At 40.6% G+C, this 17,082-nt stretch carries 12 protein-coding genes, 4 rRNA genes and 2 pseudogenes; 2 read left to right on the forward strand and 16 right to left on the reverse strand.

Annotated elements, in window-relative coordinates:
• Positions 1–103 precede the first annotated feature (103 nt).
• The 13 genes and pseudogenes from AM499_RS21845 to AM499_RS21370 form a co-directional block, all read right to left on the reverse strand.
• Positions 104–274 carry a hypothetical protein gene (locus AM499_RS21845; protein ID WP_172794324.1) on the reverse strand — a complete coding sequence of 57 codons (171 nt, stop codon included), beginning with the start codon at positions 272–274 and terminating at the stop codon, positions 104–106.
• 358 nt (positions 275–632) lie between these two features.
• On the reverse strand, positions 633–2,090 hold the full coding sequence (gene dacB, locus AM499_RS09830) for a D-alanyl-D-alanine carboxypeptidase/D-alanyl-D-alanine endopeptidase (RefSeq protein ID WP_053590045.1): 1,458 nt from the start codon (positions 2,088–2,090) through the stop codon (positions 633–635).
• Between the two features lie 569 nt (positions 2,091–2,659).
• A 5S ribosomal RNA gene (rrf, locus tag AM499_RS22385) occupies positions 2,660–2,785 on the reverse strand.
• Positions 2,786–3,230: 445 nt separating this feature from the next.
• Positions 3,231–3,346: ribosomal RNA gene (gene rrf, locus AM499_RS09835) — 5S ribosomal RNA — on the reverse strand.
• Positions 3,347–3,532: 186 nt separating this feature from the next.
• Positions 3,533–6,461: ribosomal RNA gene (locus AM499_RS09840) — 23S ribosomal RNA — on the reverse strand.
• Between the two features lie 326 nt (positions 6,462–6,787).
• Positions 6,788–8,341: ribosomal RNA gene (locus tag AM499_RS09845) — 16S ribosomal RNA — on the reverse strand.
• The 16S, 23S and 5S rRNA genes sit together here, the layout of an rRNA operon.
• Before the next feature lie 694 nt (positions 8,342–9,035).
• Positions 9,036–9,495, reverse strand: a pseudogene (locus AM499_RS09850) (DUF600 domain-containing protein).
• A 61-nt stretch (positions 9,496–9,556) separates the two neighbouring features.
• Entirely contained in the window at positions 9,557–9,667 is a 111-nt protein-coding gene (locus AM499_RS21850) for a DNA/RNA non-specific endonuclease (protein WP_197275646.1), read from the reverse strand.
• A 223-nt stretch (positions 9,668–9,890) separates the two neighbouring features.
• Positions 9,891–10,071 (reverse strand): annotated as a pseudogene (locus AM499_RS09855) (T6SS immunity protein Tdi1 domain-containing protein); the annotation flags it as partial.
• Between the two features lie 45 nt (positions 10,072–10,116).
• Positions 10,117–10,263, reverse strand: coding sequence for an HNH/ENDO VII family nuclease (locus tag AM499_RS22390; protein ID WP_082355222.1), 147 nt, complete (start codon positions 10,261–10,263; stop codon positions 10,117–10,119).
• Between the two features lie 250 nt (positions 10,264–10,513).
• Positions 10,514–10,744 carry a DUF4274 domain-containing protein gene (locus AM499_RS22395; protein ID WP_442853792.1) on the reverse strand — a complete coding sequence of 77 codons (231 nt, stop codon included), beginning with the start codon at positions 10,742–10,744 and terminating at the stop codon, positions 10,514–10,516.
• A gap of 130 nt (positions 10,745–10,874) precedes the next feature.
• Positions 10,875–11,249 (reverse strand): immunity 22 family protein, encoded by a 375-nt coding sequence (locus AM499_RS09865; protein ID WP_053590046.1) that lies wholly within the window; start codon positions 11,247–11,249, stop codon positions 10,875–10,877.
• 12 nt (positions 11,250–11,261) lie between these two features.
• Positions 11,262–12,944 (reverse strand): ribonuclease YeeF family protein, encoded by a 1,683-nt coding sequence (locus tag AM499_RS21370; RefSeq protein ID WP_082355223.1) that lies wholly within the window; start codon positions 12,942–12,944, stop codon positions 11,262–11,264.
• 370 nt (positions 12,945–13,314) lie between these two features.
• On the opposite strand from AM499_RS21370, the gene AM499_RS09875 reads away from it, so the two are divergent.
• On the forward strand, positions 13,315–13,539 hold the full coding sequence (locus AM499_RS09875) for a hypothetical protein (RefSeq protein WP_053590047.1): 225 nt from the start codon (positions 13,315–13,317) through the stop codon (positions 13,537–13,539).
• 132 nt (positions 13,540–13,671) lie between these two features.
• Here AM499_RS09875 and AM499_RS09880 read toward each other — a convergent pair whose 3' ends face one another.
• Complete coding sequence (locus AM499_RS09880) at positions 13,672–14,508, reverse strand: YitT family protein (RefSeq protein ID WP_053590048.1); 837 nt, start codon at positions 14,506–14,508, stop codon at positions 13,672–13,674.
• An 81-nt stretch (positions 14,509–14,589) separates the two neighbouring features.
• Positions 14,590–15,492, reverse strand: a complete 903-nt coding sequence (locus tag AM499_RS09885) for a LysR family transcriptional regulator (RefSeq protein ID WP_053590049.1) — start codon at positions 15,490–15,492, stop codon at positions 14,590–14,592.
• A 292-nt stretch (positions 15,493–15,784) separates the two neighbouring features.
• On the opposite strand from AM499_RS09885, the gene AM499_RS09890 reads away from it, so the two are divergent.
• A complete protein-coding gene (locus AM499_RS09890; protein WP_269432445.1) occupies positions 15,785–16,051 on the forward strand; it encodes a YciI family protein in 267 nt (88 codons plus the stop codon).
• Between the two features lie 77 nt (positions 16,052–16,128).
• Here the strand turns inward: AM499_RS09890 and AM499_RS09895 are convergent, their stop codons facing one another.
• Positions 16,129–17,064 carry a Gfo/Idh/MocA family protein gene (locus tag AM499_RS09895; RefSeq protein ID WP_053590050.1) on the reverse strand — a complete coding sequence of 312 codons (936 nt, stop codon included), beginning with the start codon at positions 17,062–17,064 and terminating at the stop codon, positions 16,129–16,131.
• Positions 17,065–17,082 lie beyond the last annotated feature (18 nt).

Here is a 17,082-nt window from a genome sequence, read left to right on the forward strand (position 1 = left end):
ACATTAGGGTTTAAATAGACAGATTAAGTTTGGAACATATTATAAAAAAGTTGAACTCATGAAAGAGGTGAGCATTTAATACACTCACCTTTCATGTACAGGTTTAATCCTTTTTCTTAGGTTTACTTTTATTAATTTCTTTCGTTACCTTGTTTTTAGAAATAGCAATAAATTCTTCAGCGAATTCTTCGTCAGGATTATTCGTAGGATTTTTATACAGTTCGAAACTATTGTGCGTTCTAACATTGCTTGTCTTATTGTTATTTTTACTCATGGATATTCACCTCCTAGATTCTAATTTGCACTTTCTAGAGAGTTTTATTCTCACAGAGTCAGTGTATAGTTCAATGGAACTCGTTACCACTTCAGATGATTTAGCCCTGATATATTTATATTTCCTTCTCTTCAATTAATTAATGTTATAGCCAGGATTCATGTTGAGCCATACGCAAGACTTAAAATCTCAGAAGACATAGAAAAACACCTCTACGTAGAATAAAGGTATAATACCAATTTTCTAGGTAAAGGTGTTTTGTTTTATTTAATTTACTAGTTAAGTTGAAAAAATTACGTAAACAAACTTACTATTATAGTTTTTTGCATATCAGCAAGAAAAGTGTTTCCTCAATTTTTTACAATTCTTTTGCTATTTCCTTAACAATTTCATCAATCGTTGAGGATGTCCCTGATTTATTTTGAACTAATACACTAAAGATGTATGATTGCCCGCTACTTGCTTCTAAATATCCACTCAGTGTACTAACACCCGTTAATGAACCTGTTTTTGCATAGACTTTTCCTGCAGTCAGTTGATCTTTTAATCGATTTCTTAAAGTGCCTCCTACCATTCGATCGGTATTAGCAGCTACTGGTAAGCTAGTAAAATAGGTATTAAACCAATCTTCTCCTTGCACTTTATATAATAATTCACTCACTGCCAAACTTGAAACCCTATTTTCATGAGACATTCCAGATCCATCTTCAAATTGCCAATCAACCATATTTAAATTAATTGATTTTCCATATTCTCTAATAACTTCTAAGCCAGCTGTTGTACTACCTTCATTTTTTTTCACTTTTCCCATTGTTTTTACTAAAATATCCGCAATTCCATTATTACTTAGTTTCATATACGGGATTAATAGTTGCTCCAGTGTCATCGATTGCTTCATAGCAACTAGTTGTGCACTTTTTGGTGTTGCTGCTCTAAATAATTTCTCTTTTGAATACTCAATTCCTGCTTCAGCTAAAACTGCCTGGAACATTGTTAATGTATGTGTCGTAGGATGTTTGACAGTCACCCATTCTTTTTTAGTTTTATCAACTGGAAGGTTCCCACTAATGACAATCTGATTTGTTTCATACATTCTTTCTATCGTTACTGTATTTGTTTTTCCTGCTTCCACTGTCTGTGCTTCATTTACTATTTGTAAATCACCAATGTGCGGAGTTACATTAATGGACGGTAACTCTCCAACAGCAGTTCCAGTTGCTTCTACGATAATCGTTCCCGAATCGTAGTCTGTGTTTGGAGAAGTTGTTAAAGCTGAAATAGGTGCAGCGTAATAATAAGACTCGTCCCCAACCCAAATTCCCGGAGTTAATAAATCATCATCAAACCATTTGTCATCACCGACAATCCGTCCGTCAATTTTATTAATACCCTGTGCTTTTAACTCTTCTGCGAACTGTTGTAAATCTTCAAAGGATAGAGTAGGATCACCTTGTCCTTTTAAATAAACATCTCCTTTTAAGACTCCATTTGACATCTTACCTGAAGTATAAAGAGTTGTATTAAAACGGTAATCTTTTCCTAATACATCTAAAGCTGCTGCAGTAGTTAACAGTTTCATATTAGAGGCTGGTTTTATAGTTGTTTGACCATTGTAATTATATACCATTTCTCCAGACACTCGATCTCTAACCGTAACACTAACATCTGCACCAGCTAATTTTTCTTCTATTATCTTAGTAATAGAATCACTTAATGTTTTTTCCATTGTTTCTTCTGCTTGAGCAACATTGTTAAAACCAAACAGACTCACAACCAACATCCACGTCATCACCATGGCAGTCCACTTTTTCTTCATAGTTTCCCCCTATATTAACTGAATTTTTAATCTTTTCCAAAGATATATATTCTTCATGAAGAAAAATTCTCCTTTAATTCTATTTAAAACAGGTATATAGATAGAGTTTTCTTAATTAAACGAACATCTATAAACCCATATTTTAATTTAAAATCATGTCAAACGTCTTATAATACACCTATAACCAATGAGTAAAGAAAATTTTTTTCAACCTTTAATTTGAATATAATTTCCTAAACAACAAAAAAAAGCCGCCACCGATTACTCGGTGACTACTTTTCAATTGCCCAGCGACGTCCTACTCTCACAGGGGGAGACCCCCAACTACCATCGGCGCGCGAGCTTCACTTCCTTGTTCGGGCTACGAAAGCAGATGAACGGCAGATTTCTTCGTCAGCCGCGGTCGTTCGATTCTCGCGTATATCATACGCTGCGAGCCTCTCTTCCTTGCTTCCTCGAACTCTTTGTTCCTCTACTTTCTCGCAAATAAAACTACTATTCTTTGCCTTCGGCTTTTTTAGTACAACAAAAAAAGCCACCACCGATTGCTCGGTGACGACTTTTCTAGTGCCCAGCGACGTCCTACTCTCACAGGGGGAGACCCCCAACTACCATCGGCGCGCGAGCTTAACTTCCGTGTTCGGGCTTCGAAAGCAGATGAACGGCAGATTTCTTCGTCAGCCGCGGTCGTTCGATTCTCGCGTATATCATACGCTGCGAGCCTCTCTTCCTTGCTTCCTCGAACTCTTTGTTCCTCTACTTTCTCGCAAATAAAACTACTATTCTTTGCCTTCGGCTTTTTTTTTAGTACAACAAAAAAAGCCGCCACCGATTACTCGGTGACGACTTTTCAATTGCCCAGCGACGTCCTACTCTCACAGGGGGAGACCCCCAACTACCATCAGCGCGCGAGCTTAACTTCCGTGTTCGGGCTACGAAAGCAGATGAACGGCAGATTTCTTCGTCAGCCGCGGTCGTTCGATTCTCGCGTATATCATACGCTGCGAGCCTCTCTTCCTTGCTTCCTCGAACTCTTTGTTCCTCTACTTTCTCGCAAATAAAACTACTATTCTTTGCCTTCGGCTTTTTTAGTACAACAAAAAAAGCCGCCACCGATTACTCGGTGACGACTTTTCTAGTGCCCAGCGACGTCCTACTCTCACAGGGGGAGACCCCCAACTACCATCGGCGCTGAAGAGCTTAACTTCCGTGTTCGGTATGGGAACGGGTGTGACCTCTTCGCCATCATCACTAGACTCTTCGGCTTTCCATACACATCGTACTTCTTCGTCAACTTCATTCGTTCGGTCAGTCACGTACTTGAGTACGCTCCTTTCCTCTCTCAATCGTTTCCTTGAATTACTCGTGTCTAGAAACCCTCTTATTAGAGTGCTTGTTCACTCAAAACTGGATAAAAGACATTGGTGCTCGCAAATTCATATTTGGTTAAGTCCTCGATCGATTAGTATTCGTCAGCTGCACGTGTCGCCACGCTTCCACCCCGAACCTATCTACCTCATCGTCTTTGAGGGATCTTACTTACTTGCGTAATGGGAAATCTCATCTTGAGGGGGGCTTCGTGCTTAGATGCTTTCAGCACTTATCCCGTCCACACATAGCTACCCAGCGATGCTCTTGGCAGAACAACTGGTACACCAGCGGTGTGTCCATCCCGGTCCTCTCGTACTAAGGACAGCTCCTCTCAAATTTCCTACGCCCACGACGGATAGGGACCGAACTGTCTCACGACGTTCTGAACCCAGCTCGCGTACCGCTTTAATGGGCGAACAGCCCAACCCTTGGGACCGACTACAGCCCCAGGATGCGATGAGCCGACATCGAGGTGCCAAACCTCCCCGTCGATGTGGACTCTTGGGGGAGATAAGCCTGTTATCCCCGGGGTAGCTTTTATCCGTTGAGCGATGGCCCTTCCATGCGGAACCACCGGATCACTAAGCCCGTCTTTCGACCCTGCTCGACTTGTAGGTCTCGCAGTCAAGCTCCCTTCTGCCTTTACACTCTTCGAATGATTTCCAACCATTCTGAGGGAACCTTTGGGCGCCTCCGTTACACTTTAGGAGGCGACCGCCCCAGTCAAACTGCCCGCCTGACACTGTCTCCTACCCGGGTTACGGGTATGGGTTAGAATTTCAATACAACCAGGGTAGTATCCCACCGACGCCTCCTCCGAAGCTGGCGCTCCGGGCTCTAAGGCTCCTACCTATCCTGTACAAGTTGCACCAAAATTCAATATCAAGCTACAGTAAAGCTCCACGGGGTCTTTCCGTCCTGTCGCGGGTAACCTGCATCTTCACAGGTACTATAATTTCACCGAGTCTCTCGTTGAGACAGTGCCCAGATCGTTACGCCTTTCGTGCGGGTCGGAACTTACCCGACAAGGAATTTCGCTACCTTAGGACCGTTATAGTTACGGCCGCCGTTTACTGGGGCTTCAATTCGCACCTTCGCTTGCGCTAAGCACTCCTCTTAACCTTCCAGCACCGGGCAGGCGTCAGCCCCTATACTTCACCTTACGGTTTTGCAGAGACCTGTGTTTTTGCTAAACAGTCGCCTGGGCCTATTCACTGCGGCTCTTCTGGGCTATGCACCCAAAAGAGCACCCCTTCTCCCGAAGTTACGGGGTCATTTTGCCGAGTTCCTTAACGAGAGTTCTCTCGCTCACCTTAGGATTCTCTCCTCGACTACCTGTGTCGGTTTGCGGTACGGGCACCTCCCGCCTCGTTAGAGGCTTTTCTTGGCAGTGTGAAATCAGGAACTCCGGACATTCGTCCTCGCCATCACAGCTCAATGTTACAGAGTGCGGATTTGCCTACACTCACACCTCACTGCTTGGACGTGCATAACCAACAGCACGCTTACCCTATCCTACTGCGTCCCCCCATCACTCAAACGGCGGGGTGGTGGTACAGGAATATCAACCTGTTGTCCATCGTCTACGCCTATCGGCCTCGACTTAGGTCCCGACTAACCCTGAGCGGACGAGCCTTCCTCAGGAAACCTTAGTCATACGGTGGATGGGATTCTCACCCATCTTTCGCTACTCATACCGGCATTCTCACTTCTAAGCGCTCCACCAGTCCTTCCGGTCTGACTTCAACGCCCTTAGAACGCTCTCCTACCACTGATACCATAGGTATCAATCCACAGCTTCGGTGATTTGTTTAGCCCCGATACATTTTCGGCGCAGCGTCACTCGACCAGTGAGCTATTACGCACTCTTTAAATGATGGCTGCTTCTAAGCCAACATCCTGGTTGTCTAAGCAACGCCACATCCTTTTCCACTTAACAAATACTTGGGGACCTTAGCTGGTGGTCTGGGCTGTTTCCCTCTTGACTACGGATCTTATCACTCGCAGTCTGACTCCCAAACATAAATCATTGGCATTCGGAGTTTGTCTGAATTCGGTAACCCGGGATGGGCCCCTAGTCCAAACAGTGCTCTACCTCCAAGATTCTCGCGTTTGAGGCTAGCCCTAAAGCTATTTCGGAGAGAACCAGCTATCTCCAGGTTCGATTGGAATTTCTCCGCTACCCACACCTCATCCCCGCACTTTTCAACGTGCGTGGGTTCGGACCTCCAGTAAGTGTTACCTTACCTTCATCCTGGACATGGGTAGATCACCTGGTTTCGGGTCTACGACCACATACTCATTCGCCCTATTCAGACTCGCTTTCGCTGCGGCTCCGTCTCCTCGACTTAACCTTGCATGTAATCGTAACTCGCCGGTTCATTCTACAAAAGGCACGCCATCACCCATTAACGGGCTCTGACTATTTGTAGGCACACGGTTTCAGGGTCTATTTCACTCCCCTTCCGGGGTGCTTTTCACCTTTCCCTCACGGTACTGGTTCACTATCGGTCACTAGGGAGTATTTAGCCTTGGGAGATGGTCCTCCCGGATTCCGACGGAATTTCACGTGTTCCGCCGTACTCAGGATCCACTCAAGAGAGAACGAATTTTTGACTACGGGGCTTTTACCCTATCCTGCGGACCTTTCCAGATCGCTTCGTCTAACTCGTTCCTTTGTAACTCTATGCTGAGTGTCCTACAACCCCAAGAGGCAAGCCTCTTGGTTTGGGCTCTTCCCGTTTCGCTCGCCGCTACTCAGGGAATCGATTTTTCTTTCTCTTCCTCCAGGTACTTAGATGTTTCAGTTCCCTGGGTGTGCCACAGATGCGCTATGTATTCACGCAAATGTACTGCTCCATTACGAACAGTGGGTTTCCCCATTCGGAAATCTCCGGATCAAAGCTCACTTACAGCTCCCCGGAGCATATCGGTGTTAGTGCCGTCCTTCTTCGGCTCCTAGTGCCAAGGCATTCACCGTGCGCCCTTATTAACTTAACCTAATTCGGCTTTCAATACACGGCGCATTTCTTCGTCAGCTTCGCTCGTTCACATCCTCACGTACGTTAGTACGTTCCGGTGTTCACTCACTCGCTTCCTCGAACTGCTTGTGTCTTGAAACCCTCAAATATAGTAGTTAAAAGTACTACACAAAAAATAATCACGAATGTGATTACAAATTGAATTTCTTGAATTTGTTGCTTTCAATGTCGTTTTATCCAGTTTTCAAAGAACAAGTTTGAAATGCTCAAATGAATGAACATTCAAAACTGAACTGCAAAACGTTAAGCTACAGATAAAGATCTGTATTCCGTGTTTATCCTTAGAAAGGAGGTGATCCAGCCGCACCTTCCGATACGGCTACCTTGTTACGACTTCACCCCAATCATCTGTCCCACCTTCGGCGGCTGGCTCCCAAAAGGGTTACCCCACCGACTTCGGGTGTTACAAACTCTCGTGGTGTGACGGGCGGTGTGTACAAGGCCCGGGAACGTATTCACCGTGGCATGCTGATCCACGATTACTAGCGATTCCGGCTTCATGTAGGCGAGTTGCAGCCTACAATCCGAACTGAGAACGGTTTTATGGGATTAGCTCACCCTCGCGGGGTTGCGACCCTCTGTACCGTCCATTGTAGCACGTGTGTAGCCCAGGTCATAAGGGGCATGATGATTTGACGTCATCCCCACCTTCCTCCGGTTTATCACCGGCAGTCACCTTAGAGTGCCCAACTGAATGCTGGCAACTAAGATCAAGGGTTGCGCTCGTTGCGGGACTTAACCCAACATCTCACGACACGAGCTGACGACAACCATGCACCACCTGTCACCGCTGTCCCCGAAGGGAAAATCCTATCTCTAGGACGGTCAGCGGGATGTCAAGACCTGGTAAGGTTCTTCGCGTTGCTTCGAATTAAACCACATGCTCCACCGCTTGTGCGGGCCCCCGTCAATTCCTTTGAGTTTCAGTCTTGCGACCGTACTCCCCAGGCGGAGTGCTTAATGCGTTAGCTGCAGCACTAAGGGGCGGAAACCCCCTAACACTTAGCACTCATCGTTTACGGCGTGGACTACCAGGGTATCTAATCCTGTTTGCTCCCCACGCTTTCGCGCCTCAGCGTCAGTTACAGACCAGAAAGTCGCCTTCGCCACTGGTGTTCCTCCAAATCTCTACGCATTTCACCGCTACACTTGGAATTCCACTTTCCTCTTCTGCACTCAAGTCCCCCAGTTTCCAATGACCCTCCACGGTTGAGCCGTGGGCTTTCACATCAGACTTAAAGGACCGCCTGCGCGCGCTTTACGCCCAATAATTCCGGACAACGCTTGCCACCTACGTATTACCGCGGCTGCTGGCACGTAGTTAGCCGTGGCTTTCTAATGAGGTACCGTCAAGGTACGAGCAGTTACTCTCGTACTTGTTCTTCCCTCACAACAGAGTTTTACGATCCGAAAACCTTCTTCACTCACGCGGCGTTGCTCCATCAGACTTTCGTCCATTGTGGAAGATTCCCTACTGCTGCCTCCCGTAGGAGTCTGGGCCGTGTCTCAGTCCCAGTGTGGCCGATCACCCTCTCAGGTCGGCTACGCATCGTCGCCTTGGTGAGCCGTTACCTCACCAACTAGCTAATGCGCCGCGGGCCCATCCTGTAGTGACAGCCGAAACCGTCTTTTAACATTCCCCCATGTGAGGGAATGGATTATTCGGTATTAGCCCCGGTTTCCCGGAGTTATCCCAATCTACAGGGCAGGTTGCCCACGTGTTACTCACCCGTCCGCCGCTAAATCAGAAGAAGCAAGCTTCTTCATCATCCGCTCGACTTGCATGTATTAGGCACGCCGCCAGCGTTCGTCCTGAGCCAGGATCAAACTCTCCATAATAGAGAACTTAAAAAGCTCATTTTGTTTTGCTGGCATCATCATTAAATGATGTCAAAATTGTTTGCTATCCGACTAACCGAAGCTAGTCTATCAAGCTATATGTCTTAACGTTTTGCATGTTCAGTTTTCAATGTTCACGTCTAAAATTTGTTGCGTTGTCGTTTTAGCGACTTTAATATCATACCAAATCTCGTTATCTATGTCAATAACTTTTTTATTTTATTTTCGATGTGAATCAGTAATGAAATTGACAACTTGATTACTATACCACCCTTTTAAACTTATGGCAAGTCTTTTTCTCGAACTTTCTAAATGAAAATGCTTGCATCATCAATCACTAATACTTAAGTAAAATAAAAAGTGTCAGAATATAGCTAAACGTTAAGGAATTGATGTGCTTTTCAAAATGGCTAAAGGTTACGTTTACTAAAATCTATATTATAGAAGAAACTCTAATGATGATGATAATATTTCTTATCAACAATTAAAGAACAAGTAAGAAAGAAAGTTATTGATTAAAGTACTTGTTTATTTAGCAAATAGATGTCACCCTTTATACGAGATTTGTTATGCCAACTAAAACAATAGTGAAAATACAAGCGCAAAACAATATGCTTTATTGGCTGATTTAATCCTAAGATAGTTAAAAGCATAAAAAACCCTTGATAGGCATATAGCCAATCAAGGTCTGATTTTACAAATTAGTTTTTTTCACTTCTTCGAACCATAAATCAAAAATATCATGAGGTAATAGTTCGTCATCATTCGTATAAACTAAATCATATATATATTTTCCTTTTAAACTATTTTGTTTTACATTGTAATATAATTTCATTTCTGTAGGCATTTCTTTATTGAACTCTTCATTTTTTTTATGGATAAGCTTTAAATTTTGATTGCCAATTCTTAGTGCAGCCTTCTGTCTTTCTCTCGAAACATCGTAAATTTGATCGTGTTGACTATCTACTTCTTTTGTAGCCTCATTTAGTTGATGTTTATGGACAATCTTTCCGTTTATTCTATAGAAAAAATCAAAAACATACATTTCGGGTTCATATGAACAATAAATCATCTGCTTTATTTTCGACATACTCTAAACAAATAGCCACCATCTCTGTTTGTATTGCTGAAAAATAATCCTCAAATTCCTTCACATAATCACCCCTAGTTCTCTATACTTATGAACCTCATTCGGCGATCTATTTCATATTTATATCAAAACCCGCTCGGTCTTAAACTATTTCCTTCGTAATTAACTTTAACATTAACCGAAACATCTTTTCCTTCTTCTATTCTTTTAGCCCATTGATTCTCTAACTTTAATATTTACTCAAATTAACGTTACTTGATTGAGACACAAGATTGAGAACCTCTAAATCTATCTGCAGCTAAGTGCATGGTCTCCGGGTACTTTTCCTGGTGTATTGGCATAACTACCCTCGCCTGTAAAATGTCATCTCGGCTGGTTATCATTCTTCTCACAAAAAACACTTGTTGCCTAAAAGGCAATCAAGTGCTTATAGTTAATTCTGTAACATAATCTTTAACATTACTTAACTGGTCCCATAAATTCAGTAATAATAAGAATATGTTCCTTCAATATGACTTTTTTTAAATTCTCTACTTTTTTCTGTTCCACCTAAACCTAATAGAGGAGTGTATCCAAAACACTCGTCATAGTTAGGGGCACTGTATTTACTAATCGCTTCAGGACAAGGCTGCCACATTAATTCATCATTCATAAAGTCATTATCTTTTAAGTCATCAAAAGGAAATCAAATCCGGACTTGTGTAACCTCTGCTATTGAATTCTCATTTATCTGTGTCGTGTGATGAAGATTTATATGCTTGCCATCTGGTCCAAGCGGAGCCAATCCCTTTTTCATTCTCTCGAGGTTAGTTCTTCCACGTGCGTCTTTCATCCTATAGGTATATCAAGGATTACTCTTAGTCTTTATTTAAAAAGCATATTATTCGACACTAGGTAGCCCACAAAAATAAGCCTTGAAAGGCATGTTGCCTATCAAGGCTTTTAAAAGTTTCCTTATATTTTAGGAATATAACCAAATCGCCTGGTGATTTACTAATAAGTATTTCTGGTATGTTCGGGTTATTTTTTCTTAACTTGTATATCTGAATTTTTGTTAATTCATGATTAAACAAAGTATTCTGTTAATTAAACTCTAAATTTATAAGTTTATTATATAGTTTAAATAAAAAATCCTTCCAATCTTCTAATGCAGAATTTGAAACTTCCTCTGGATTTTCTAACACACGAAATCCATCTGCATAATGAAACATTAATAATTCCGTCCCTAAATCACAATGCTCATTTTTAAGAATTGCTTTTGGAACATCAAACCCATTATTCCCGTTAATTTGCCGCCAAAAAAATATAGGAATAAAGGGTTATCAATTTTACTTACATGTCTTATTGTATTAACTTTATCTGTACCATAAAGCAACTCTTCTAGAAAAGCAATCTCTGCGCTATCCATCAACTAAAGCTATTACATACTTATTAAGCGTATTCTTACTCATAGTTTGTAGCAGTAATAAATTCAAAAGCACCAGCTGAAATAATTTCATAGTTATACTCAAAGTTATATATTAGAATTACTGCATTATAAGATTTTTTTAAATCTATATTTTTCTTAATTTTTGGGATGATAATTTCTTCATACGAACACCCATCTAATAATGTGGAAATATCACTACTACTATTCTTATAGACTGCTTTTTCTATAGTATCCTCATCTGTTTCATCCATATCAATATTAAAATCGATAAAAAATTTAGAAGGAACTGACTCGCCATCCTCATCATACATTAAATCTACATATTCTCCTATGGAATCCACTTCTTCAATATTACCTAACCAGATAGAAACCCATCCTTGTTTTTCCATAATAGTATCCTCCTACTTTAATATAAGACCTTCTGGTAAAGACGAAACCCCACCCTCAAGTCTATAAATTGCCCAATTATTAAGTCGTCTAACAAATGTATTATAGTCATTAGAAGTATCTATTATTGCTAACAACTCATTATGTGCTTTTGTTGAGCCTAACCCTCCATGAACACCGTTTGGATTGACGAAATTAACATCAGATATAGCTGTTCTTAAATCTTTAATCTCTTCAGCACTAATATTCCAATATTTAAATTGCGGAGCCCTTGAAACTAAGTGCCACTCATGTAAACCTCCAGGTTCTCTAAGCTGACGTTCAATTTTCTTTCTAATCTTTTTATCTTCCCAAAGTTCATCTAATTCACTACTTGTAAGGGAATTAAAAAATCCATTAAAATTCCCACTCTTTGCAGTTGGTATATCATCAACAGTTAATTTTGTTAAATCTTTTATTTCATTAGCATTATCTATACCCTTACCAGCATCCTTAGCATTTTCTCCAGCTTTCAATAAATCATGGCCAGTATCAGCGACTTTTAAAGGTTTGAGGAAAGTAAAGGCAGCTGCTTCTATCCGCTCGTTTACGGTCGCTTCAGGTCCCACGATGGTCGCAATGTCTCCTAAAAAGAAGTCATAGGAGGCAATTGTAAATGGCGCTAAACCATCGGGTGTTCCTGATCCATTTCCGCCCATAACTTTTCTTTTACCTTCGAAAGTGACCATATAATCGCCTGTAATCGGATCAATCGGATTATCAGAATGGTAATTACTTAGCTGAGGTTGCTTAGACAACTCTGCATAGATCATCTCCAGTTCCGACATACTTTCCTTATTACTTAGTTTAATTGGTGCTGTTATACTTGAAAACGCTAATATGTTATGACCCAACAGAGTGCTTGGTTTAATTAGTCCTCCATAACCAAACCGGATAGGACTTGCTCCAGCTAAAAATAATTGAAGCATCGTCTTCAAATGATTTTTTCTATCTGTCATGGTGGATAGGTCAGCTAGTGGGGTTGTACGTTGCGACAAGTCTGTCTTTAAAAAGTTGTTAGATGACAAGGATGCCCACAGATTTGTTTGAAAATGTATATCTGTTAGTCCGTCCTTATACAAGCCCTCTAAATCCGAAAGCCAAGTTTCCATTGTCTGAATGCCCTGTTCAATTGGACTTAGTGCGGTCGTTTGGGTTGCATCAAATTCGTGAAGCCGCGCGACCGTGTCATCACGCTTCCTCTTTGAATTAATAACTCCCTCCTGCACTCCACTATCATCTAGGTGAGGCAGTCCAACAATGTCTCTCACCTGATCCATGATGCTGTTTGTCTCGTCCGTCAAATTAGCTGTCAGCTGGCCGATCAGTGTAAGTCCCTGTTCCAGTTCACCTTCTAGGAATTGTTCTACTATGTAGCCTGCCGAATCAGGTTCAAGTGAGTAAAGAGCTGCCTCCATCTGGTGAAGCACTTGTTTGAAATGCTCGGAAAACAATTGGAAATATTGAAGAAATGGCAAATGACATTCCTCATAAAAGGAGCGAATGGCATCTCCACCTTCTCCTTTTAATTGATCCTCCAACTGAACTAATCCTTCCACTGCACGGTGAATCACTTCTATTTCACTGCGTAACCTGTCTAACATAGAAATGTTGCGTTGTAGCCCTTCTTGAAATAAATCTACGTCCAATACTTTCATAGGCAATTCCTCACAGAGAGTTTAGAAATAGCCACTTTCGAATAATACCAATACTCTTTATTATACAATAATACCCCACAGGTGAACATTCTTCTCCTCCTCTATTAACCTATCAATAGTTATAATATTCCATTTTTAAAGAAGGAGGTAAAGAGAGAAGTTAAAATTTCCACAAAAATAATTCCTAAGAATTACAATGTATAAAACAGTCTATGACTCTTACACTACCAACAAAGGAAAATAGTGGATATATAGATAGTATTGAACATAGTTTTAAATTAAGTCCTATCTTCTACTTATTGTTCTATTTTTTCATTAGAATCATAAAATAAATAGATTCTAACTTTTAAAGTGCAAAGGGGACAAGTAGATGTTTGCTGTATTTTTTTATGAAAATAATTCTATTGTATTAAATCAAGCTTTAAGAAATATACCTTCTATTGATGAAGATATAAGAATTAAGGGACGTAAAGGAAAAGTCACTGGTGTTCAGGAGATGGAAGAAAACATTATTCATGTACAAGTAGAGTTTGAAAAAGTAGTGGATAAAAATAAAAATGCCCTGAAAGATCTTGGGAAAAATAAAAAGAGATAACTCACATTGAAAAACTTATCTATTCATTTAGAATTGGAAAAGCCCTCACGTGCTTAATCACTGAGGGCTACAAACATTATTAAGTTTCGAAATTACCATGATAAATTATTTAAGATTAAGTAATCTTGAATATTAGCTAGTGCTAAAACTACTACCTAATACGTCACGAACTTCATGGACGACAACAAATGCCTGATCGTCAACATTGCTGACGGTCTGTTTCAATTGGACTAATTCCTGTTGGTTGATGACAATATAGAGAACATCTTTTTGGTTCTGGCTATAACCCCCACGACCTTCCAAAATCGTCACTCCGCGTGTCATGTTATCTAAGATAAATTGACGAATCGCTTCTGAGTGCTCTGAAATGATCGTTACTGCTGTCCGGTTATTCAGCCCTTCAATTACATAATCGATTACTTTAGATCCTAAGAACACCGCAACAAGGGTATACATCGCTTTTTCCTGACCGATAATGAATACCGAACCCGCAATAACAATAATATCAATTACGAGGACACCCTTCCCCAGACTCCAGCCTAAATATTGATTGGCTAAACGTGCTAGAATAGCTGATCCTCCTGAGGTTCCACCTGCCCTAAACATCATGCCGAGACCCAGACCTACAAACACTCCTGAGAATAAAGCGGCAAGCAATGTGTCTCCATTCAATTGATGGCCAACGTCTTCCGTTATGAACAGAAAAAATGATGAAAAAATAATCCCAAGTACTGTATAAATCATTGTTTTTTTATCAAAAAACTTATAACCTACCGCTAAAAGAATTGCATTGATCAGAAGGTTCACGATACCAGGTGACCAATCAAATAAATAATGAGTAATCACCGTGACCCCGATGATGCCTCCTTCGGATAATCGGTATGGGATTGCGAAATAGTTAATACCGATTGCGAATAATAGAGACCCTATAACAATTAATAATATTTCCTTGATACTTTTCTGTGTCATTTAATTCCTCCTACAAATTGAACCCAGCAAAAAATAGGGCGTTTAGCCGCGATTCGGCCAAACGCCACGTTATGTAGTTGTTTACTGTTGGTCTTCCAGCTCCCATTTCTTTGCGTGTTTCTGAATTATTTCCATTAATATTTTCATAGCTGGCGTCACCCACTTATCCTTATGAAACGCAAGTTGAGTAGTCACGAATTCCTCATTGTGCACCCAAGGCAACGCAACCAGACTACCTCGTTCCAACTCATCTTTTACAGTCATCAAGGGTAAATAGGATAGACCTAATCCGCATTTGACTGATTGCTTAATGGCCTCGATATTCCAAAAAGTGATACGTGAACAGCTTACTCCCTCTTCTTTGATCCATCTTTCAAGCAAATCTCGATAACTGCCCGACTCCGTAAGAAGTAACACTTCTCCCTCCAATTCGGTTGGAGTAATTACTGCTTTGTCACATAAACGGTGACCTGGTGGAGCAATCATCACCAATGTCTCTTTAACTAAATCGCTTGTGACAATATCTGGACCTAATTTTTCAGGATTTGTAAATAATGCTAAATCAAACTTTCCGGATTTCAATTCATTGTTAAGTTCCTGGCTTTCGGATGGTTGCAAAATAAGATGGACATTTGGGTAAGTTCTCTTAAACTCGTACAGTATTGTTGGCAACCTGTATACCATTAACGATTCATTTGCACCAATCAAGACGGTACCAGAAGGCTCCATATTTAAGCGTGAAGAATCGATTGCTTCCTGATAAAGCTGTAGTATTTCCTTTGCATACGATGCTAGATGTGTCCCAGCATCCGTCAAAACAACAGTTTTTCCTAGCCGATCAAAGAGACGATTCCCAACAGCTTCCTCCAGTGCCCTAATATGATTAGTAACCGTGGATTGTGTATAACCCAATTGTTCACCAGCGCGCGTAAATCCACCACACTCCGCGACAACTAAAAAGGTTTTTAGGTTACGAAGCTCCATAGTTATTCCCCCTATACGAATAATATTCTTCATATTGTATAGGAATCAGATCGGAAAGACGATATTTTTTACTCCCAACGAATAGTATAATATTCGAATCTAAATTAATGAAATGAATTAATTTAATTAAAATCATTCAAAATTTTAGGGTTAATGTAAAAATATTTAATACGAATTATAAATCTTTTGAAATTAAATTATTAAAGATAAGTTTTTCCTACAATAGTCTTTAAATACTTTATTAAGGAGAACTACAATGGAAAAATTACAGTTTTTGTATCAACTTTAACTTATTCCTTCCTTATTAGATCAAGCAAATTGGACTGAAAAAGAAAATTCAATCGTCCAACACCATTTTGAGGTGCTACAAAATCTACAAGAGGAAGGAAGGCTCCTGTTAGCTGGTAGAACTTTGAACTTAGACCCAATCGGAATTGTTATTTTAGAAGTTGACACAGAGGAAGAAGCATTTGAACTTATGCATAACGACCCCGCTGTAAAAGAAGGGATAATAGAAGCACAACTATTTCCTTACCGAGTTGCTTTATATAAAAAATAAAAACAATGAATAAATCTGGAGAAAGAGCCCTCCTTTTTATTACCGGAGAGCTCTTTGTTTCATAATTAATTCCAACGTCATTTCAACAATTCATCAATCCATTTTTGTACTTTCAAACCTTCCTCAAACGATACAACTAGGGACTCCCTACCATTTAACAAGCCATGACATGCGTCCAGAAGACTCTGTGGCTGATTGTCAGGTACAACTTGAACAGCTTCTTGGTCCTTTTCACTTACCCAGAGTTCTGACCAATTTCGGATTGTCATTACTTTTTTTGTTCCCAGAACCTTAAATTCTAGAAGTTCTTCCTGTCCAATTCCTGACAGGCTATTTAAAATAATCGGTATCCCACTTTCTGTCTTAGCAATTGCCGACACACCTGTTTCACATAGATCCCCATTTTCTGGGTAGGTTGTATAGTGGGAGGAAATCGTAAAATTACCGAACAGATGATACATAAGTTGTAAATAATGCGGAAATATCTCTCTTATGAAGCCTCCTTGTTCTCTTGAAGCAATCCAAGGATTTTGTTGCCATTTCCTTGGCCAATGTGGAAAATATGTATGCAGCTCTATCTTGACAATATCACCAAGCGAAGCTGACGTAATCTCTTTTTTAAGACTCTGTATAGCAGGACTATACATTAACGGAAAATGCATCGCTGTCTTAATATTTGCTTCCTCTGATGCTTTTACCATTCTCCATCCATCTTCCGTATCATGAGCAAGAGGTTTTTCAGAGAGAATATTTAAACCATGCTCAGCTATTAGCTCGGCTAGTGGAGCATGACTTACCGGTGGTGTCCCGATATATACCCAATTTGGTTTTGTTTGTAAAAGCTCGTTTAACGATTCAGCCATCGGAAGTTGGTATTTTGTTGATATTTCCTTTAGTCTTATTTTATTCTCATCGAATATGGAAACAATTTCGCAATTAGGATGAGCCAAAATCTGATTAATAATACGCTCCCCAACGATTCCTGTCCCAATTAACGCAAATGTAGTTTTCATAAATTTACTCCCTTTCTT

It is taken from the genome of Bacillus sp. FJAT-22090 (genome assembly GCF_001278755.1).
In the GTDB taxonomy this organism is placed as follows: Bacteria; Bacillota; Bacilli; order Bacillales_A; family Planococcaceae; genus Psychrobacillus.